Here is a 19,795-nt window from a genome sequence, read left to right on the forward strand (position 1 = left end):
ATCCGCGGCGGCTCGCGGCGTGCGGCGCCGCCGGCACGGTAAAATCCCGCTATTGGCATTCCGCCACGCAATCTGACGACCCGGCCCGACGCACACACAGACGCACCCCAGACGCATCAGGCCGGCCAACCGGCGCCATCATGAGCCACGACAACAAGCCTACCGACAGCACCCCCGCCGCCTCCAATTTCCTGCGGAGCATCATCGACCAGGACCTAGCCGCCGGCACCTATGGCGGCCGCCAGGACAAGGCCGGCGAGCCGCTGCCGACCGTCATCACCCGCTTCCCGCCGGAGCCCAACGGCTACCTGCATATCGGCCACGCCAAGAGCATCTGCCTGAACTTCGGGCTGGCGCGCGACTACGGCGGCCGCTGCCACCTGCGCTTCGATGACACCAACCCGGTCAAGGAAGACACCGAATACGTCGATTCCATCATCGACGCGGTGCACTGGCTGGGCTTTTCCTGGGACAGCGAAGGCAAGGACGGCGCGAAGCAGCCGCACCTGTACTACGCCAGCGACTACTTCGACCAGCTCTACGCCTTTGCCGAGACCCTGATCGAGCGCGGCGCCGCCTATATCGACAGCCAGACCGCCGAGCAGATCGCCGCCAGCCGCGGCAACTTCTCCGAACCGGGCAAGCCCTCGCCCTACCGCGAGCGCAGCGTCGAAGAGAACCTGCAGCTGTTCCGCGACATGCGCGCCGGCAAGTACGCCGACGGCGAGCACGTGCTGCGCGCCAGGATCGACATGACCGCGCCGAACATCGTGATGCGCGATCCGGTGCTCTACCGCATCCGCCACGCGCATCACCACCGCACCGGCGACAAGTGGTGCATCTACCCGATGTACGACTTCACGCACTGCATCTCGGACGCGCTGGAGAACATCACGCACTCGCTGTGCACGCTGGAGTTCGAGAACAACCGCCCGCTGTACGACTGGGTGCTGGAGCACCTGCGCGACAGCGGCGTGTTCCGCGATCCGCTGCCGCACCAGTATGAGTTCGCGCGCCTGAACCTGACCTACGCCATCACCAGCAAGCGCAGGCTCAAGCAGCTGGTCGATGAGCAGCGCGTCGACGGCTGGGACGATCCGCGCATGCCCACGCTGGTCGGCGTGCGCCGCCGCGGCTACACCCCGGAATCGATCCAGCTGTTCTGCGACCGCGTGGGCGTGGCCAAGGCCGACAGCTGGATCGACATGAGCACGCTCGAAGGCTCGGTGCGCGACGACCTGGACGGCCGTGCCGCGCGCGGCGTGGCGGTGCTGGACCCGCTGCGCCTGGTGATCGACAACTACCCCGAAGGCCAGAGCGAAGAATGCTCGGCGCCGGTGCACCCGAAAAAGCCGGAACTGGGCCGCCGCGTGTTCCCGCTGTCGCGCGACCTGTGGATCGAGCGCGAGGACTTCAACGAGAACCCGCCCAAGGGCTATTTCCGCCTGTTCCCGGGCAACAAGGTGCGGCTGAAGTACGGCTATGTGATCGAGTGCACCGGCGTCGACAAGGACGCCGACGGCAACGTGATCGCCGTGCACGCCAGCTACCTGCCCGATACCAAGAGCGGCACGCCGGGCGCCGACAGCGTCAAGGTCAAGGGCGTGATCCACTGGGTCAGCGCGGCGCATGGGTATGAGGCCGAAGTGCGCCTGTACGACCGCCTGTTCAACGACCCGAATCCGGATGCCGGCGGCAAGAACTTCCTGGATGCGCTCAACCCGGACTCCAAGAAGGTCATCACCGCCTGGCTGGAGCCGGGCCTGCGCGAAGCGCAGCCGGAGGACCGCTTCCAGTTCGAGCGCCATGGCTACTTCGTCGCCGACCGCAGCGATTCGCAGCCGGGCAAGCCGGTCTTCAACCGCATCGTCGGCCTGAAAGACAGTTGGGGCAAGTGATGGCAAAACCAGGCAAGGCAGCCGTGCAGACCATCACTTTCCCGCTCGCGGGCGAGTTCATCGCGCTCAACGACCTGCTCAAGCTGGCGGGCGTGTGCGACAGCGGCGGCGCCGGCAAGGCGCTGGTCGCCGCCGGCGAAGTGTCGGTGGACGGCGCGCCCGAATCGCGCAAGACTGCGAAGATCCGCGCCGGGCAGGTGGTGGGCCTGGCGGGCATCGAGATCCGCGTAGTCGCCGCCTGACCGCGCGGGCCGGCCGGCGCAGCCAGTGATAGCCGCGCCGGCACAGCAACCGAAAGGACTGGAACATGCCGATCGCTTTCTGGTGCGTGCTGCTGGCCGGCGTCATGCCGCTGGCGACGGTGGCCATCGCCAAGGCCAGCGGGCCGGGCTATGACAACCATGACCCGCGCGGCTGGCTGGAGCGCCAGTCCGGACGCGCGCGCCGCGCCGACATGGCGCACCGCAACCACTTCGAGGCCTTTCCCTTCTTTGCCGCGGCGGTGCTCACCGCCAGCCACCTGCAGGCGCCGCAGGCCCGCCTCGACGAGCTGGCCATGGCCTTCATCGCGGCCCGCCTGCTCTACACCTTGTGCTACGTGACGGACCGCGCCACGCTGCGCACGCTGTGCTGGACCATCGGCTACCTGACCGTGGTGGGGATCTTCCTGCTGCCGGTGTTCGTCCACTGATCCCATGGTCCTGCGCACGCTGGCCCTTCTGACACTCTCAGGCATTGCCGGCGCCCACGCGGCACCGGTCGAATACACCCTGGACCCGGTCCACACCACCGTCTATTTCTCCGCCAGCCATTTCGAGCGCAGTTCGGTGCGCGGGCGTTTCGGCAAGATCGACGGGCGCCTCATCTATGACGCCGACAGCGGCACTGGCGCGCTCGACGTGACCGTGGACCTGGCCTCGGTCGATACCGGCAACCGCACGCTGGACGGCGTGCTGCGTTCCGCACAATTCTTCGATGCCGCCCAGCACCCGGTGGCGCGGCTGCGCGCGAACCGGTTCCTGACCGAGGGCGGCCGGCTGGCCGCGGTGGAGGGCGAACTGACGCTGCACGGTGTCACGCAGCCGCTGCGCCTGCTGGCCGAGCGCTTCCGCTGCGGCGAGGTGACTTTTTTCGGCGTAAGCCGCCAGGTCTGCGGCGGCGATTTCCGTGCCGAAGTGCCGCGCAGTGCCTACGGCATGACCCGCTTCCTGCCCGAGGTGGGCGACACCGTGACGCTGCAAGTGGCGGTCGAGGCATCGCCCGCCGGCGGCACCGAGCGCTAACCCTACTCATCACCTGCGGCGCAAATTTCTCTTGTAGAATCAGCGCTTTGCCAATTTCCTGCCACGCCCGCCGCGTGTGCCTGGCGGGGGCGCGAGACAGAGACCATGTTCGACATCCATTCCGGCGACATCGTGGCCGCCGCGCTGGCGGCTGCCGGCGCGTGCCTCGCCTGCAGCATTCCGGGCGACTTCCTGCGCCGCTTCCCGCTGTGGGCGGTGCAGACCTATGGCCGCCGCGCGCTGCTGATGCCGTTCCTGGCGATGATGGTCGGCACCTGGCTGTTCCGCCTCGGCGTGGCCGGCCAGATCGATACCCCGCCCGGACAGGCGCTGGTGGTGGCGGCCGCCTTCCTCAGCACGGTGCTGGTCTCGGCGCTGCTGCGCTTCTACCTGAAGGAATACCGCAAGCGCTGAGCCGCGGCACCGGCAAGATGCGCGCACGGCGTGTCTTGTGAATCGCCGCCTTGTGATTCGCGTATGATGCGGCCTTTTGCGTCTCCCGCACCCCAGCCGGGGCGCCTGCCGCACACTTCACCTCATGGCGCTCAAATCCACGATCTTCAAAGCCGACCTGTCCGTCTCGGACATGGACCGGCCGTACTACGGCAGCCACAGCCTGACCATCGCCCAGCACCCGTCCGAGAATGACGCGCGCATGATGGTGCGCCTGCTGGCCTTTGCCTGCGAAGCCACCGAATCCCTGGCTTTCACCCGCGGCCTGGACGACCCCGACGAGCCCGACCTGTGGGACAAGCGCCTGACCGGCGACATCGCCCACTGGGTCGAACTGGGCCAGCCCGACGAAGCGCGCCTGAAGCGCGCCGCGGCCCGCGCCGAGCGCGTGACCATCTACACCTACAACGCCGCCAGCGCGCGCGAATGGTGGAAGGGCATGGCGGGCAAGGCCGGCAAGCTGCGCAATGTCACCGTCTACAACGTCCCGGCGGAAGCTGTCGAAGCCCTGGCCGCGCTGGCGCAGCGCGCCATGCGCCTGTCCGTGACGATCCAGGACGGCGATATCTGGGTGGCCGACGACGACCACAACGTGCAACTGACGCTGGATGTGCTCCAGCGCGCCCAAGCCTGAACGCAGCGGCGCTGCGTTCATCTCTCTCACGTCTGTTCCCATCGGAAGGAAATACGCCATGCAAACCACGCCCTCTGGCCTGCAATACGAAGACACCACCGTCGGCGCCGGCGCCGAAGCCACCGCCGGCAAGCACGTCACCGTGCACTACACCGGCTGGCTGTACGAGAACGGCCAGGCCGGCCGCAAGTTCGATTCGAGCAAGGACCGCAACGACCCGTTCGTGTTCCCGCTGGGTGCCGGCCATGTGATCCGCGGCTGGGACGAGGGCGTGCAGGGCATGAAGGTGGGCGGTGTGCGCCGCCTGGTGATCCCGGCCGACCTCGGCTACGGTGCCCGCGGGGCCGGCGGCGTGATCCCGCCGAACGCAACGCTGCTGTTTGAAGTGGAACTGCTGGCTGTCTAAAGCCGCCACGTCGCTCCCGCCTGCGCGGGGGCGACGAGCGAATCGCTAGAACCCGATGGCGGCGTTGCCGACATCGACGCGGACCTTGTCCCGGTCCAGCAGCCGCGCCGCATGGCGGGCATAGTCCTGCGCCCAGGCAGGATCGCCGGAGAAGCGCGCTTCTCCCGAGAACTTGGCGACATTCAGGATCTTGTCGATCACCAGCACCTTGCCGACCGGGCTCGACGCCTGGCAGTCCAGCTCGGTGTATTCCCGGTCGAACCAGCGCCACGCGGCATCCTCGGTGACGGCGGCCAGCTCGTCCGTGCCGATCGTGAAGTCATATTCCTTGCCGCTGCCGAACACCACCGTAAGCGTACGTGCCATCGCAGGTTCCCCCTGGTCGGATTGAGACGACCATTGTAAGGACATGGCAGCCGCACGGGCCAGCAATTCACGGCCGCCTGATCACCGACAAAGGTGCGCCAGCGCTCGTCCGCTGCGAGTGACAGGGGCGGCACGTCGCCGCAACCGTTGCGAACCACCCACACCCGCCCCGCCCGCTCAGCCAATTCCGAGGAAAACTGGCACTTATGTCATTTCCTCCGCCTGCCCGGGGCGCCGCTTTGATTTATGCTTGCAGCATGGGCATCACGCGACAGGACCTCGAATGCGACCGGCTGCGCACCGCGCTGTGCAGCACCCCGGTTGCGTCCTCGCTGCTGCCCGAGGCAGCGCTGGAGCAGTCCCTGTCCGATGCGCTGGCGCGCCGCCCGGAAGATCCCGCACTGGGCGGCGATGTCTGGGTATTCGGCTACGGCTCGCTGATCTGGAACCCGATGGTGGTGCACACCGAGCGCCTGCGTGCCACGGTGCACGGCTACCACCGCGGCTTCTACCTCTATTCGCGCATCAACCGCGGCACCTGGGACAACCCCGGGCTGGTGCTGGGCCTGGACCGCGGCGGCTGCTGCCATGGCATGGTGTTCCGCATTCCCAGCCATGTCGTCGAGCAGGAGTTCCGCGTGCTGTGGCGCCGCGAGATGCTGACCGGCGCCTACCATCCGCGCTGGCTGCGCATCCGCATCGGCGACGCCTGCGCGCCCGAGCAGCGTGCCCTCGCCTTCGTCATGAACCGGTCGCACGAGTCCTACGCCGGCCGGCTGCCGGATACCAGCGTGGTCGAGCGCCTGCGCCACGCTGCCGGGCTGTACGGCCCGGCGCGCGAATACCTGCAGCAAACCCTGCTGGGCCTGGCCACCAACGGCGTCGACGATCCCTACCTGGGACGGCTGTGGCGCCAGCTGCAGGCCGGCGATGCCGCCGACGCCGGGCGTGCCGCCAACGCCACCGACGGTGCCCTTGACGGCGTGCCGGCGCCCCTGCCGGCCAGCCCCCACGAAATCGTCTGAGCCAAGGAGCTGCCGCCATGACGCGCCCCGCCGCCCGCACCCGCAGACAGGCACTCAATGAGTTGCTGGGCCTGGTGGGCTTGCTGATGGGCGGCGGCCTGCTGGCGGCGCAGGGCGGCCAGACGCTGGCGGCACGGCCCGCCGGCGGCGCGGCCAGCCAGCCCGCCGCCCGCCCGCCGCACGGCACGGCCATGCAGCCGCCAATGCGGCACGACGCCATCGGCACGCTCGACCGCAACCTGATCACCGCCGCCAGCGCCGGCGACCAGGAACTGGTGGCGCGCCTGCTGGCCGCCGGCGCCTCAGCCCGCGCCGCCGATGAACGCGGGCGCAGCGCGCTGCTGGCGGCCGTGCAGAACCGGCGCACCGAGGTCGCGCGCACGCTGCTGCTCGCCGGTGCCGATGTGAACCTGAAGGACGCCGAATCCAACAGCCCCTTCCTGCTGGCCGCCGCCACCGGACAGGCCGACGTGGTGCGCCTGGCCCTGGCCAACGGCGCCGACCTGGCCAGCACCGACCGCTACGACGGCACCGCGCTGATCATCGCCAGCCAGCAAGGCCATGTGGAAGTGGTGAAGCTGCTGCTGAAAGCCGGCATTGCCGTCGACCACGTCAACGACCTGGGCTGGACCGCGCTGCTGGAGGCAGTGATCCTGGGCGATGGCAGCGCCCGCTACGAGGAAACCGTGCAGCTGCTGCTGGATGCGGGCGCGGATGCCAACCTGGCGGACCGCGAAGGCGTGAGCCCCACGCGCCATGCGCGCGAGCGGGGCTACAAGACCATGGTGAAGATGCTGATGCGGGTGCGGGGGCATTGAGAGACGGCACCGTGAATCAAAGAAGGCTGGTCGACCGACCAGCCTTCTTCATTGTGCTGCCCCGCCCCCTCAGGCCGCGGGCTTCTCGCCCGCGCCAGCATTGCGCGCGTTCTCGCTTTCCTGCAGATGGCGCCACATCACCTTGCCGGTGCCCGACTTGGGTAGCGCATCGACAAACTCCACCACGCGCGGGTACTTGTAGGCGGCCATGTTCTCCTTGGCCCAGTCGATGATCTGCTCCGGCGTGGTCTTGCCCCTGGCATGGGCGCGCAGCACCACCACCGCCTTGACGGTCTCGCCGCGGTACGGGTCGCGCGTGCCAATGATGCAGGCCTCCTGCACGTCGGGGTGCTTGTACAGCAGGTTTTCCACCTCGGCTGGCCATACCTTGAAGCCCGACGCATTGATCATGCGCTTGAGCCGGTCGGTGATGAAGTAGTAGCCCTCCTCGTCCATGCGGCCCAGGTCGCCGGTGCGGAAGAAGGTCTTGCCCTCGAACTCGATAAAGGCGTCGCGGGTGGCGGCTTCCTTGCCCCAGTAGCCCTTGAACACCTGCGGGCCGCTGACGATGATCTCGCCGATCTCGTTGGGCGGCAGTTCCTTGAGCGTGACCGGGTCGACCACGCGCGCGTCGGTGTTGAAGGTCGGCACGCCCAGGCACTGCAGCTTGGGCCGGTCCGACGGGTTGCTGTGCGTCGGCGCCATGGTCTCGGACAGGCCGTAGCCTTCCAGGTAGCTCAGTCCGAACTGCTCGCGCAGGCGCTCGGCCACGGCCTGCGGCATGGCCGCGCCGCCGCCGCCGATATAGCGCAGGCTGGACAGGTCGAACTGCGCCAGGTTGGGGCTGGACAGGAAGTCGATCACCATGGTCGGGATATTGGTCCAGTGCGTGACCTGGTAGCGCGAGATCAGGTGACCGGCCACTTCACGGTCCCAGCGCGGCAGCATCACCACGGTGGCGCCGCTGTAGATCGGGCCATTCATGCCGTACTGCATGCCGGTGACATGGAACAGCGGCAGCACCGACAGGATCACCGATTCCGCGCCCGAGCCCGACCAGGTCGCGGCGCCGATGACGTTGTGCATCACCGAGCGGTGCGTATGGATGCAGCCCTTGGGGAAGCCGGTGGTGCCGGAGGTGTACGGCATCACCGCCATATCGTCCGGGCCGGCGGTATGCGGGCCGGGCTGCAGCCCGGCACCCAGCGCCTCGGCCCACGCGGTGGCACCCGCGGGCAGCGGATGCGGCGTGGTCAGCCAGGCCGGCGGCGCGTCTTCCGGGTGTTCGTGCGCGGGCGGCAGTGCATCGGCATATTGCGTCACCAGCAAATGCTGCAGGCGCTCGGCCGGCGCCAGCTCAGACTGCGCCTGCTCGACCCCGGCGGCCAGGTCGGCGGTGAAGATCGCCACGCGCGCCTGCGCATCGGTGACGTAGTGCTTGAATTCCTCGGCACGGTTCATCGGGTTGACCGGCACCACCACCGCGTCGGCGCGCAGGATGGCGTAGTAGCTGACGATGAACTGCGGGCAGTTCTGCATATACAGCAGCACCCGGTCGCCTTTCTTCACGCCCGCCTTCTGCTGCAGCCAGCCGGCCACCGCAGTGGCCTGCGCCTCCAGTTCACGGAAGGTGATGGCGTTGCCGAAGTAGCGGATCGCGGCTTTGTCGGCATAGCGGAGCGCCGAAACTTCCAGGTTGGCCCAGAGTGACGTCTCCGGCAGCACGATGGAAGTCGGCAGGCGCTTCGGCCAGAACTGGAAATGCGGGCGGGCTGGGGTCTGCATGAAACGTCTCCTGTGCGGTCTCGCGGACCGGATCTGTCGGTATGATCAAGGACTATAACCGAACGATCGTTCTATTTTCAACCGCAGACTTTCCCGAACACCAGTGGTGCGGTAATTGCTGCGGGCGTTGCATTCGGCGCCTTCGCCCTCACAATAGGGGTATAGATGCCCTGTTCAGCCTTTCCGGCCGGACCGTCCAGGTCTTGCCCACTCTTCCCGATCCAGGATCCCCCATGAGCGACGTCACCCTGCAGAATTTCGAAACCGAAGTGATCGACGCCTCGCGCCAGGCGCCCGTGCTGGTCGACTTCTGGGCGCCCTGGTGCGGACCCTGCCGCACACTGGGGCCGATGCTGGAACGGCTGGAGGCCGAGGCCGACGGCCAGTGGAAGCTGGTCAAGGTCAATGTCGACGAGAACCAGGAGCTCGCCGCGCACTTCGGCGTGCGCAGCATCCCGCATGTGGTGGCGATTGCCGACGGCCAGGCGGTGGACCAGTTCATCGGGGTGCTGCCCGAGTCGGGTCTGCGCGAATTCCTCGGCCGCCTGGCGTCGCAACCTGCCCCCACGGCGCTGCAGGACGCGCAGCAGCTCGCCGCCGAGGGCGATCGCACCGGCGCCGAAGCCAAGTTCGCCGAGGCGATCGCGCTGGATCCGGAGCATGCCGACACCGCCCGGCTGGCCTATATCGCCTTCCTGCTGGACGGCAACGACATCGACGCGGCCAGGACCCAGTTCGAGGCGCTGTCGCCGAACGCCGAGCAGCAGGACGCCTGCGCCGCGCTGCGCACGCGCATGGAAGCCATGGAGAATGTGTCGGGCCTGCCCGACGAGGACACCCTCACTGGGCGCATCGCCGCGAACCCGCGCGACCTGTCGGCACGGCTGGACCTGGCCAGGGTGCTGATCGCGCGCCAGCAATACGAGCCGGCGCTGGAGCAGTTGCTGGAAATCGTGCGCGCCGACCGGACCTTCGAGGACGATATCGGCCGCAAGACCATGCTGTCGGTGTTCGAGATGCTGGCCGACCGGCCCGATGCGGTGTCGCGCTGGCGCCGTCAGCTGAGCACGTCGCTGAACTGAAGCGCAGGCCTGCCGGCGCGGCACGATAAACTGGCGGGCTCACTCCCGCTTTGTTGCTGTTCGCCATGACCACGCCCCGCCTGATCGATTTCAAGACCGAACCCGCCCCGAGCCACGACCGCCCGCGCCCTGACCGGCTGGTGTCGGGCAGCCCCGACCGCACCACCTGGACGCACTACAGCGCGCAGCATGGCGACTTTGATTGCGGCATCTGGGCGTGCGAGCCGGGTGCGTGGCGCATCGCCTTCCCGGCGGGCAAGGAAGAGTTCTTCCATGTGATCAGCGGCCGGATCCGCATCAGCGACGATGCCGGCCAGGCCAGCGAATTCGGCCCCGGCGACGCCTGCGTGATCCCGGCCGGCTTTACCGGGCTGTTCGAGGTGCTGGCGCCGGTGCGCAAGTATTTCGTGGTGATCGACCGCGACGCGGCGGCCTGATGCGTTCAGGCCGCGGTGACGGGGTCTTCGACCAGCGTAAAGCCGTTCTCACGCATATGCGCCACCATCATCGCGTCCATCGACTTGACGTGATGGTCGAACCAGCCTGAGAGCTCGGCCACCAGCCGGCGGCCAAGCTGGAACTCGGCGTCGGTGTGCACCTTGTCGCGCACCGCGACGGCCACGGCCAGCACCTGCTGGTGCTCGCCCGCGTGGCAATGGCGCGGGCCGAACCCCATCGCCTCCATCCACTGCTCTTCCTGGGTGAAATGATGGCGCGTATGGTCGATCCATTCGTCCATCGCTGCCAGGAAGCCGGCATCGTCGGCGCCGGCCACCGCGGCCAGCAGTTGCACGAACTCGGCATGGGTGGCGTCGGTGACCGGTTCGCCCAGATGGAGGTGGTCGGGCAGGCCGGCGGAGGAAAGCTGGTCTTTGGCGTCCATGGGATCGGCGGCAATCGTGGCAGAAAACGGCAAGGATACCCAATCGGCGCGGACCGGGCCTGATCTGGCGCAAGCCACGGGGTATGCTGTGGGCAATGCGCCCTGCCCGCCACCTCTACACTTCATGCCACGACTGATCTTCTTCTGCGGCCATGCCGGCACCGGCAAGACCACCCTCGCCCACCGCCTGATCGGCCCGCTGATGCAGGCCACCGGCGAGCCCTTCTGCCTGCTCGACAAGGACACCCTGTACGGCCGCTACAGCGCCGCGGCCATGGCGGCCATCACCGGCGACCCCAACGACCGCGACAGCCCGGCCTACCTGGACAACCTGCGCGACCCGGAATACCAGGGCCTGCTCGACACCGCGCGCGAGAACCTGGCGCTGGGCATCAGCGCGATCGTGATCGGACCGCTCTCGCGCGAGGTCAAGGCCCACCTGCTGAACGACCCCGACTGGCTGCACATGCCCGCCTGCACCACGGTGCGCACGGTCTGGGTCCACCTGCCGGAAGACGAGGCCCATGCCCGTATCATCCGGCGCGGCAACCCCAACGACGCCTACAAGCTGCACCACTGGGAGGCTTACCGCACCCGGCGCTTCATGCCGGCCCCCGCGGACTATCCGGAACTGATCTTCTTCGACAACCAGGCACCCGGCGAGGCAGAGATCGACGGACTATTGCGCGCGCTGAGCACCTGAACGGCCGAACGACTATCAGCCGCTCGCGATCTCGCCGATCACCGCCGATGCCGCGACAAAGCCGAACACCGCCGTTACCGCCACCGACGAGCCAAAGCCCGCGCACGCCAGCCCTTGCGGGCCACGCATGGCCGGCTGGCCAGGCAGCCCTTCCGCCGGCGGCGCCTCGTCGATCTCGCAGGCCTGCTGCTCGGGCTCGGGGTATTGCAGCGGCTCGTCCGAATAGACCGCGGCAATGCCGAACTTCTTCTTCGGGTCGCGCGTAAAGCCCCATTGCTTGCGCAGGCCGGCGCGCACCTTGGACAGCAGCGGGTCCTGGATGGTGCGCGCGAGGTCGTCGATGCGCACGCGCGTGGGGTCGAGCTGGCCGCCCGCGCCGCCGCAGGTGATCACCGGCACGCCCTGGCGCCGGGCCCAGCCCAGCATGGCGATCTTCACCCGCACCGCATCGATGGCGTCGATCACATAGTCATAGCCCGCGCCGAGCAACGCCGGCACATTGTCCGCGGTCACGAAATCGTCGACCTGCGTCACCTGGCAGCGCGGATTGATGGCCACGACGCGCTCGGCCATGGCCTCGACCTTGGCGCGCCCGTAGGCATCGCCCAGCGCATGGATCTGGCGGTTGGTGTTGGACAGCGCGATATGGTCCAAATCGATCAGCGTGATGCAGCCCACCGCATTGCGCGCCAGCGCCTCGGCCGCCCAGCTGCCGACCCCGCCGATGCCGACCACGCACACGCTGGCCGCCTCCAGCCGCGCCAGGCCGGCGGCGCCGTAGAGCCGCGCGACGCCGCCGAAGCGGCGGTGGTAGTCATCGTCGGCCGGGCTTTCGTGGGTCAGCGGCTCAGGCAGGCCGGCCAGGTCGTGTGCGGCATCGTTCATACGAGAAGGATCGGGTCGCGGGAAACCGGCCGGGCCGCGCACGGCAACACCGGGGCAAAAAATTCCGGCATTTTCCGGCGGCGATGTCAGCCAATCCCCGACAAAGACGGGAAGCGCGCAACTATACAATAGACCTGCAGTGGTCCGTTCGCCGCGCCGCGTATGCCAGGCAGCCGCCGGGCCCGCCCCGCCAGCCAGGAGAGCCCGCCTCATGCCCGTGCGCCGCAAGGTCGTTCTGTGGAGTGTCCTGACACCGGTTGCGCTGATCGCGCTGCTGGTGATCGTGATCATGACCTTTGACTGGAACCGGCTCAAGCCCTGGCTCAATGACCGGGTCTCAGAAGCCATCGGCCGGCCCTTTGCCATCAATGGCGACCTGACCGTGACCTGGCGCCGCGGCGAGGGCGAGACCGGCTGGCATACGCTGGTGCCATGGCCGCGGCTGTCGGCGCGCGATATCACCATCGGCAATACCGACTGGGCCAAGCAGCCCAATATGGCGACCGTGCGCGAACTGATCTTCGTGCTGCGCCCGGTGCCGCTGCTGACGCACGAGATCGCCGTGCCCACCATCGTCATCGACAGCCCCGCGGTCTGGCTGGAGCGCCTGGCCGACAGCCGCAACAACTGGACCTTCGATACCGGCCCAAAGACCGGCAAGTCCAAATGGCAACTGGATATCGGCGAGGTGGTGCTGGCGCGCGGCAACCTGGCGCTGACAGACGAGTTCAAGAAGATCGAGCTGCAGGCCGAACTCGACACCATCGGCAGCGCCGCGCTCTATGACAAGGCACGCGACGGCGCGCTGACCGCACCACAGGCCTCTGCGGTGGCGCCCGGGCCGCCTGCCAGCGCACCTGAGGCGGCTTCGACATCGGCGCCGGCGACCGCCGGCCCGGCATCCGCGGCGACCGCTGCCGCCAACGGCCGCTACGGCGTGCGCTGGAAGGCCACCGGCCGCTACAACGACGCCACCATCAACGCCACCGGCAAGGCCGGCACGGTGCTGAGCCTGCGCAATGCCGACGTGCCCTTCCCGATCCAGGCCGACGTGCGCGTGGGCACCACGCGCGCGCAGATCGAAGGCACCGTGACCAACCCGGCCCACCTGGCCGCGCTGGACATGCACCTGACCCTGAGCGGCGACAGCATGGCCAGGCTCTACGCGCTGACCGGCGTGGTGCTGCCCTCGACACCGCCGTACCAGACCCGCGGCCGGCTGATGGCGACGCTGCGCACGGAAGGCTCGATCTACGAATACCAGAAGTTCACCGGCCGCGTCGGCGGCAGCGACCTGTCCGGCACACTGACCTTCACCAAGCGCGACCCGCGCCCGCTGCTGGCGGGCAGCCTGGAGTCGGACCAGCTGCGCTTTGCCGACCTGGCCCCGCTGATCGGCGCCGATGCCAGGCCCGGCCGCCCGGCCAAGGACAGCACCGTGGTCCAGCCCGCGGACAAGGCACTGCCGGTGGCCCCGTTCCGCACCGAGCGTTGGGACGAGATCGATGCCGACGTGCACTTTACCGGCAAGCGCATCATCCGCGATGCCGAGCTGCCGATCACCGACCTGGTCACGCACCTGAAGCTGCAGGACGGCGTGCTGCTGCTCGACCCGCTCAACTTCGGCGTGGCGGGCGGCAACCTGGTGTCGACCCTCAGGCTGGACGGCAAGCGCGAGCCGATGGGCGCCATGGTCGACATGACCGCGCGGCACATGAAGCTCAAGCAGCTGTTCCCGACCTTCGACCTGATGCGCGCCAGCATCGGCGAGCTCAACGGCAGCGCCAAGCTCTCGGCCACCGGCAATTCGGTGGCGGCGCTGATGGGCTCGTCCAATGGCGAAGCCAGGCTGCTGGTCGAGAACGGCACGATCAGCAAGTTCCTGCTTGAAGCGATGGGGCTGAACGTGGGCAGCGTGGTGATCCGCAAGCTGTTCGGCGACAAGACGGTGCAGATCAACTGCGGTGTCAGCGACTTTACCTTCACCGACGGCATCGCACGCGCCCGCACCTTCGTGCTGGATACGCAGGATGCGGTGATCGAGACCACCGGCGGCATCGACCTGCGCAATGAAAGGCTGGCGCTGACCATCCACCCGGACTCCAGGGGCCTGCGCGTGTTCTCGCTGCGCTCGCCGCTGTACGTGGGCGGCACCATGAAGAAGCCGTCCGTCAGCCCCGACATCGGCGTGCTGGCGCTGCGCGCCGGTGGCGCCGTGTCGCTGGCGCTGCTGGCGCCAGTGGCCACGGCGGTGTTGCCGCTGATCGACCTGTCGCCGGGCAGCGACGACACCCAGTGCGCCAGGCTGCTTGCCGACCTGCGCAAGCGCCCCACCGCGCCGCCGCCGGGCAAGACCTACAAGGACCCGAAGGCTGCCCGCGCACCCGCCGCCAAACCGGTTGCGCCGGTTGCGCCGGCGGCCGCGGCAGCCCGGCCCGGCAAGCCGGTGAGTGCCCGCGAACGCAAGCAAGGCAAGCCGGGCGGCCAGCATGCACCAGCACCGCTGCGCCAGAACTACGACGCGTTCTACCGGGGCGCTTAGCCCACCGGCGCCGCGCCCGCGGCCGTCGACAACATGCGCCGGATACGGGCGAACTCCGCCGGCGCATTGACGCAGTCCGCCGCGATCAGCCGGCCGCCCTTGCTGTACAAGACGGAGAACGACCCCTCGGCCGGCCCCGGCGTGGGCTGCGCCTCGTCGTAGCCAATGGCGAGGCCCACGGTCTGCAGACGCATGTCATATTGCAGCGACCAGACCCAGGGCACGGCGTCGTACACGATGGGGTCGCCGTGAATATGCCGGGCGACCACGCGCGCCTGGTCGGTGGCATTCTGGATCGATTCCAGCCGGACCCGCGCGCCCGCCGCATGGCGGTTGGCGTGCAAGGCGCAGTCGCCGATGGCATAGACGTCCCACAGGCTGGTACGGCAGTGCGAATCGACCTCGACCCCGTTCGAGCATCGCGCGCCCGCGTCGGCCAGGGGCTGCACGTTCGGCTCGATGCCGATGCCCGCAATCACCGCGTCGGCGTGAACGCGGGTTCCGTCCGTCAGCGTCGCGCAATAGATGCCATCCTCGCTGCGCTCGAGATGGAGGATCTGCACCCCGGTCCGCAGGTCGACGCCACGGCGGCGGTGCTCGGCTTCGTAGAACCGTGACAGGTACGCTCCGGCCACGCGGCTCAGCACGCGCTCGGACGCCTCCAGCAACGTCACCGACTTGCCCTGGCCGATCAGGGCCGCGGCGACCTCCAGGCCGATATACCCCCCTCCCACCACAAGGAAGCGCGACGACTGCCTTGCGGTTGCGATCAGCCGGTCGGCGTCGGCACGGCTCCTGAGCGTCAGCACCGGCAGCCCCTGGGCACCAGGACACCGTAACGCGCGGGGCGCCCCGCCCGCGGCCCATACCATGCGACCGTATCCGATCAGGTCATCGCCGCAAATCACCGTCTTCGACAGCGGGTTGACGATGGAGACCTCATGCCCGAGCAGCAGGTCGACGGCATGCTCCTGCCAGAAGGCTGGCTGTCTCAGCAGCAGCCGGTCGAACGGGAGCGCCCCGGTCAGGTAATCCTTCGAAAGCGGCGGCCGCTGATAGGGAAGATGCGGTTCCCCGCCAACGAGGGCGATGCTTCCGCCAAACCCCAGTTCGCGCAGATGAAGGGCCGCCTGCGCACCGGCATGGCCGGCCCCGACAATCACGATATCGTAGTCTTTCACGGCACAGCTCCTTGGCGAAGGAATGCTCATGCGGAGATGTCGCGCCCCTTGGTCTCGGGCAGCAGGAAGAAGCCGACGATCACGGAGAGCCATGAGACGGCGATGGAGTAATACAGCCCGTCGAAGATGTTGCCGGTCGCGGAAGCGATCAGCGTCGCGAAGTACAGCATGAAGCCGCCAACGTAGCCCGTGCCCAGGTGATAAGGCATCGACAGGGACGTGTACCGTATCCGCGCCGGGAAGAGCTCCACCAGGTACGCGGCAAGCGGTCCATAGCATGCGCACGAGTACAGCAGCAGCACGAAGATCACCAGCACCACCATGGGCCGGTTGATCTGGCCGGGGTTGGAGCTTGCGGGGTAGCCCGCCGCGGTCAGTGCCGCCTTCATTTGCGCGATATCGAGACCCTCGATCTTCTTGTCGCCGATGATGACGGTCGTCCCTTTCTGGACCGACGGCACCACCGTGTGCGGAATGCCGTTGGCGACCAGATGGTCCTTCACCTTTTCGCAGTCGTTCTGCGGGCCCTCGAACATCCGGATCTTGCAATCGCTGGACGCGATCTGCACCGGCGTGGTCCGCATCGCCAGGTCAAGCGCCGGATTGCCGTAGTGCGTCAGCGCCTTGAACAGCGGCACATAGGTCAGCGCGGTCATGGCCAGTCCGACCAGCAGGATCGGCTTGCGGCCCCACTTGTCCGACAGCCAGCCGAACACGACATAGAACGGCACCGCCGCGGCCAGCGCAATCGACATCAGGAGGTAGGAAGTTGCCAGGTCGATCTTCAGCACCTTCTGCATGAAGATCAGCACGTAGAACTGGCTCGTGTACCAGACCACCCCGACACCGGCCACGGCACCGAACAGCGACAGCAGGATCAGCTTCAGGTTGGCCCTGCTGGCAAAGCTCTCGCGCAGCGGGCTGCTGCTGGTGCGCCCTTCGGCCTTCATGCGGACGAACACCGGAGACTCATTCAGCCTGGAACGGATGTAGACCGAAGCCAGCAGCATGGCGGTGGACAGGATGAAGGGCACGCGCCAGCCCCATACCTTGAAGTCCGGCCCGCTGATGTACTGCGTCGACAGCACAACCACCAGGGAGAGGAAGAAGCCTGCGGTGGCACAGATCTGGATATAGCCGGTGGCGTGCCCGCGGTTGTGCGTCGAGACGTGTTCCGCGACGTAGATGGCCGCGCCGCCATACTCGCCGCCGAGCGCCAGGCCCTGCAGCAGGCGCAGGCTGACCAGCAGCAGCGTCGCGACGATGCCGGCCGTCTCGTATGTCGGCAGGAAGCCGATGCCGGCCGTGGAAACGCCCATCAGGATGATGGTGATCAGGAACGTGTACTTGCGCCCGACGAGATCGCCGAGCCGGCCGAACACCAGCGAGCCGAACGGCCGGATGACAAGGCCCGCGCCGTAGGTGGCCAGGCTCGCCAGGAACGCGCCGGTCTCGCCCAGTTCCCTGGAGAAGAAGAGCGGGCCCAGGATCGCGGCCAGCGTCCCATACACGAAAAAATCGTACCACTCGAATACCGTTCCGAGCGAAGAGCCCCAAATCACTTTGGATATCTCGCGTCGGGACAGCGCCTTGGTCTCGCTGACCGGAATGGCCGCGCCGGCTGCAGGGGTCATGATGCGCACTTGCCGCAGCCGGTGCAGGCAGAGGCGATTTCGGCCATGCGTTGTTCGATGACGGTACTGAAGTCCATGTGCAACCTCCTGGCGTCCAGCGCTTCAGGCACTGTGGGCAACGCTTGCGATCTCCACCAGCCAGTCGTTGCGCACCAGGTCGGCGCGAATGCAATAGCGCACCGGCATCGGCGCCTTGAAGAACTCCGCATACACCGCGTTCACGGCGGCGTAGTCATCGAAGTTCTTCACGAAGATCCAGTTGGACACAACGTCTGCAAGCGTGACGCCGTGTGCCGCCAGGATGCTCTGGATGGATTGCAGGATGTGCCGGGTCTGCGCGCCCGCATCGCCGACCCCTACGGTCTGGCCTTCGGCATTGATCGCCACGATGCCGGCGGTGTAGATCACCTGGCCCGCTCTTCGGGCATAGCTGTAGAGGGCTGAGGACGGCAGGTCGACTGCGGGAGCGGGTGCGTTCATCGTTGTCTCCGGTTCGGTTTAAGGGCGCCGGCACATTGCTGCCGGCATGTTCTGTACGCCCTCATGCTAGGCACGCGCCCCGGCCCGGATAAGTCGTAGTTGCACGCTAGGGTGGTTCTACGCTATCGGGCCATTGATGCGGCTGGAGACTTCCCGACGCCGTCCGGACGGTGCCTTCGGGACCAGAAGGGGATTCGCTGAAGCAAATTCGCAACACTTTGACCCGCTGCGACAGCTCGCCGCACTTAGCCGTTGTGCCGCGCCCCCGGCAGGCGCATAATTAAACGGCCACTTACAAGAAGTTTAAGCATGGCAAGCATTGGATGCGGCGCGGGCTCGCCCGGGTTGCCTCCTTCGAAAGGCGCGGCCACGGCCGCCCTTGTTTTTCCGCCTCGGCCCGGCCGCCGGCCGCCACTGAGCGCGGTCCCACGACGCCACTCGCCGCCCCCATGACGCTGACGCACGCCGCCGTCCCGCCGATCACCTGGCTGATCGCACTGACGGTGTGCAACCACGTGGCCTTCAATGCCAGCCGCGTGGTGGTGTCGCTGTTCGCGATTTCCCTCAAGGCTTCCACCCTCACGCTCGGCGTGCTGATGTCGCTGTACGCGGTGCTGCCGATGCTGCTGGCGATCCGCGCCGGCAAGCGCATCGACGAAATTGGTCCGCGCAAGCCGATGACCGCGGGCTCGCTGATGGTGGTGGCGGGCACGCTGCTGCCGGCGCTGTGGCACGACATCGGCGCGCTATATCTGTCGTGCGCGCTGATCGGCGTGGGCTTCATGCTGGTCCAGGTGGCGATGCAGCTGCTGATCGGCCAGATCTCCACCAACGACACCCGGCTGCGCAACTACACCTGGCATGCGCTCGGTCTGTCGGTGTCCGGCACGCTCGGGCCGGTGGCGATGGGCTACGTGATCGAGCATGCGGGCTTCCGCCCCGCCTTCATGGTGCTGGTGGCGGTGGCGCTGGTGGGCCAGGCCGGCCTGCAATGGGTGCGCCCGCGCCTGCCCGCGCAAGGCGGCAACGCCGGGCGCATCGCCATCGAGGACGGCAGCCGCCGCTCCACGCTGGACCTGTTGCAGCACCCCGAACTGCGCGCCGTGTTCATCGCCAGCGCGGTGCTGTCGGCGGCGTGGGACCTGCACGCCTTCCTGATCCCGATCCAGGGCTCGCGCATCGGCCTGTCGCCGTCTTCGATCGGCTGGGTGCTGGGCGCCTTCGCCATCGCCACCTTCGCCATCCGCGTGGCGATGCCGGCGGTGTCGCGCCGGCTCTCCGAGTGGAAGATCATCCGCGCCGCGCTGCTGGTGGGCGCGCTGGCCTACCTGGCCTACCCCTTCGTCACGCAGTTCTGGCTGATGTGCGGGCTGGCCTTCGTGCTGGGCCTGGCGCTGGGCAGCGCCCAGCCCAATGTCATGAATATCCTGCACACGGCGTCGCCGCACGGCCGCGCCGGCGAGGCGCTGGGACTGCGCTCGGCGGTGCTCAACACCAGCCAGGTCGTGTGGCCGCTCACCTTCGGCGTGGTCGGCACGGCGCTGGGCATGCTGCCGATCTTCCTGTCGATGGCGGGGGCGATGGGCGCCGCGGGCTACTACTCGCGGCGCCAGGGGCGCAAGGTGCTGCAGCCGCCGGTTTGACACCCCACCGCAGGGGATGTCGCCGATACGCTTGTCGCCACGCAAATGCGATCCCCGATGCATTCGCTATACTCGAATCAGCCGGACCTGCGGC

General features: G+C 67.9%; 21 protein-coding genes. 14 read left to right on the forward strand and 7 right to left on the reverse strand.

All coding sequences use genetic code 11. From position 1 onward, the window contains the following. The first annotated feature begins 140 nt into the window (after nt 1-140). From DN412_RS00285 to DN412_RS00315, 7 genes are all read left to right on the forward strand, one after another. Nucleotides 141-1,898: a glutamine--tRNA ligase/YqeY domain fusion protein gene (locus DN412_RS00285; RefSeq protein WP_115012693.1), complete on the forward strand. Its 1,758-nt coding sequence runs from the start codon at nt 141-143 to the stop codon at nt 1,896-1,898. Continuing rightward, complete coding sequence (locus tag DN412_RS00290; protein ID WP_078197376.1) at nt 1,898-2,140, forward strand: RNA-binding S4 domain-containing protein; 243 nt, start codon at nt 1,898-1,900, stop codon at nt 2,138-2,140. Before DN412_RS00285 ends, DN412_RS00290 begins: the two co-directional genes overlap by 1 nt. 65 nt (nt 2,141-2,205) lie before the next feature. After that, nucleotides 2,206-2,589, forward strand: coding sequence for an MAPEG family protein (locus DN412_RS00295; RefSeq protein WP_115012694.1), 384 nt, complete (start codon nt 2,206-2,208; stop codon nt 2,587-2,589). A 4-nt stretch (nt 2,590-2,593) separates the two neighbouring features. Next, the gene (locus DN412_RS00300) at nt 2,594-3,181 is read left to right on the forward strand and encodes a YceI family protein (protein WP_115012695.1); all 588 of its coding nucleotides are present in this window, start codon (nt 2,594-2,596) and stop codon (nt 3,179-3,181) included. Nucleotides 3,182-3,286: 105 nt separating this feature from the next. Beyond that, nucleotides 3,287-3,595, forward strand: a complete 309-nt coding sequence (locus DN412_RS00305; protein ID WP_078197382.1) for a hypothetical protein — start codon at nt 3,287-3,289, stop codon at nt 3,593-3,595. Between the two features lie 124 nt (nt 3,596-3,719). Beyond that, a complete protein-coding gene (locus tag DN412_RS00310) occupies nt 3,720-4,268 on the forward strand; it encodes a YaeQ family protein (RefSeq protein WP_115012696.1) in 549 nt (182 codons plus the stop codon). A gap of 58 nt (nt 4,269-4,326) precedes the next feature. Further along, entirely contained in the window at nt 4,327-4,674 is a 348-nt protein-coding gene (locus tag DN412_RS00315) for an FKBP-type peptidyl-prolyl cis-trans isomerase (RefSeq protein WP_010813699.1), read from the forward strand. Nucleotides 4,675-4,719: 45 nt separating this feature from the next. On the opposite strand, the gene DN412_RS00320 is transcribed toward DN412_RS00315, so the two are convergent. Further along, complete coding sequence (locus tag DN412_RS00320; protein WP_013957577.1) at nt 4,720-5,040, reverse strand: hypothetical protein; 321 nt, start codon at nt 5,038-5,040, stop codon at nt 4,720-4,722. 206 nt (nt 5,041-5,246) lie between these two features. Between DN412_RS00320 and DN412_RS00325 the strand changes: the two genes are divergently transcribed. Then, nucleotides 5,247-6,065: a gamma-glutamylcyclotransferase gene (locus DN412_RS00325; RefSeq protein WP_208647541.1), complete on the forward strand. Its 819-nt coding sequence runs from the start codon at nt 5,247-5,249 to the stop codon at nt 6,063-6,065. 17 nt (nt 6,066-6,082) lie between these two features. Further along, nucleotides 6,083-6,883 carry an ankyrin repeat domain-containing protein gene (locus tag DN412_RS00330; RefSeq protein ID WP_115012698.1) on the forward strand — a complete coding sequence of 267 codons (801 nt, stop codon included), beginning with the start codon at nt 6,083-6,085 and terminating at the stop codon, nt 6,881-6,883. 69 nt (nt 6,884-6,952) lie between these two features. Here DN412_RS00330 and DN412_RS00335 read toward each other — a convergent pair whose 3' ends face one another. Then, nucleotides 6,953-8,668 carry a long-chain fatty acid--CoA ligase gene (locus DN412_RS00335; protein WP_115012699.1) on the reverse strand — a complete coding sequence of 572 codons (1,716 nt, stop codon included), beginning with the start codon at nt 8,666-8,668 and terminating at the stop codon, nt 6,953-6,955. 233 nt (nt 8,669-8,901) lie between these two features. Between DN412_RS00335 and trxA the strand changes: the two genes are divergently transcribed. Both trxA and DN412_RS00345 read left to right on the forward strand, forming a co-directional pair. Beyond that, nucleotides 8,902-9,750 (forward strand): thioredoxin, encoded by an 849-nt coding sequence (gene trxA, locus DN412_RS00340; RefSeq protein WP_115012700.1) that lies wholly within the window; start codon nt 8,902-8,904, stop codon nt 9,748-9,750. Between the two features lie 65 nt (nt 9,751-9,815). Further along, on the forward strand, nt 9,816-10,187 hold the full coding sequence (locus tag DN412_RS00345; protein ID WP_115012962.1) for a cupin domain-containing protein: 372 nt from the start codon (nt 9,816-9,818) through the stop codon (nt 10,185-10,187). 5 nt (nt 10,188-10,192) lie between these two features. Here the strand turns inward: DN412_RS00345 and DN412_RS00350 are convergent, their stop codons facing one another. Then, nucleotides 10,193-10,633, reverse strand: coding sequence for a bacteriohemerythrin (locus DN412_RS00350; RefSeq protein WP_115012701.1), 441 nt, complete (start codon nt 10,631-10,633; stop codon nt 10,193-10,195). A gap of 124 nt (nt 10,634-10,757) precedes the next feature. Between DN412_RS00350 and DN412_RS00355 the strand changes: the two genes are divergently transcribed. Then, the gene (locus tag DN412_RS00355) at nt 10,758-11,336 is read left to right on the forward strand and encodes a P-loop nucleotide/nucleoside kinase family protein (protein ID WP_115012963.1); all 579 of its coding nucleotides are present in this window, start codon (nt 10,758-10,760) and stop codon (nt 11,334-11,336) included. 15 nt (nt 11,337-11,351) lie between these two features. Here the strand turns inward: DN412_RS00355 and tcdA are convergent, their stop codons facing one another. Further along, entirely contained in the window at nt 11,352-12,221 is an 870-nt protein-coding gene (tcdA, locus tag DN412_RS00360; RefSeq protein WP_115012702.1) for a tRNA cyclic N6-threonylcarbamoyladenosine(37) synthase TcdA, read from the reverse strand. A gap of 211 nt (nt 12,222-12,432) precedes the next feature. Here tcdA and DN412_RS00365 point away from each other — a divergent pair, with 211 nt between their 5' ends. Beyond that, nucleotides 12,433-14,763 carry an AsmA family protein gene (locus tag DN412_RS00365; protein ID WP_115012703.1) on the forward strand — a complete coding sequence of 777 codons (2,331 nt, stop codon included), beginning with the start codon at nt 12,433-12,435 and terminating at the stop codon, nt 14,761-14,763. On the opposite strand, the gene DN412_RS00370 is transcribed toward DN412_RS00365, so the two are convergent. The 3 genes from DN412_RS00370 to DN412_RS00380 all read right to left on the reverse strand — a co-directional run bounded on the left by DN412_RS00370 (nt 14,760) and on the right by DN412_RS00380 (nt 18,058). Further along, nucleotides 14,760-15,944 (reverse strand): NAD(P)/FAD-dependent oxidoreductase, encoded by a 1,185-nt coding sequence (locus tag DN412_RS00370; RefSeq protein ID WP_115012704.1) that lies wholly within the window; start codon nt 15,942-15,944, stop codon nt 14,760-14,762. The genes DN412_RS00365 and DN412_RS00370 overlap by 4 nt on opposite strands. Before the next feature lie 26 nt (nt 15,945-15,970). Beyond that, nucleotides 15,971-17,578, reverse strand: a complete 1,608-nt coding sequence (locus DN412_RS00375; RefSeq protein WP_115012705.1) for an MFS transporter — start codon at nt 17,576-17,578, stop codon at nt 15,971-15,973. Nucleotides 17,579-17,680: 102 nt separating this feature from the next. Beyond that, a complete protein-coding gene (locus DN412_RS00380; RefSeq protein ID WP_115012706.1) occupies nt 17,681-18,058 on the reverse strand; it encodes a RidA family protein in 378 nt (125 codons plus the stop codon). 449 nt (nt 18,059-18,507) lie between these two features. Between DN412_RS00380 and DN412_RS00385 the strand changes: the two genes are divergently transcribed. Continuing rightward, a complete protein-coding gene (locus DN412_RS00385) occupies nt 18,508-19,701 on the forward strand; it encodes an MFS transporter (RefSeq protein ID WP_115012707.1) in 1,194 nt (397 codons plus the stop codon). Nucleotides 19,702-19,795 lie beyond the last annotated feature (94 nt).

Source organism: Cupriavidus lacunae (genome assembly GCF_003353055.1).
Lineage (GTDB): Bacteria > Pseudomonadota > Gammaproteobacteria > Burkholderiales > Burkholderiaceae > Cupriavidus > Cupriavidus lacunae.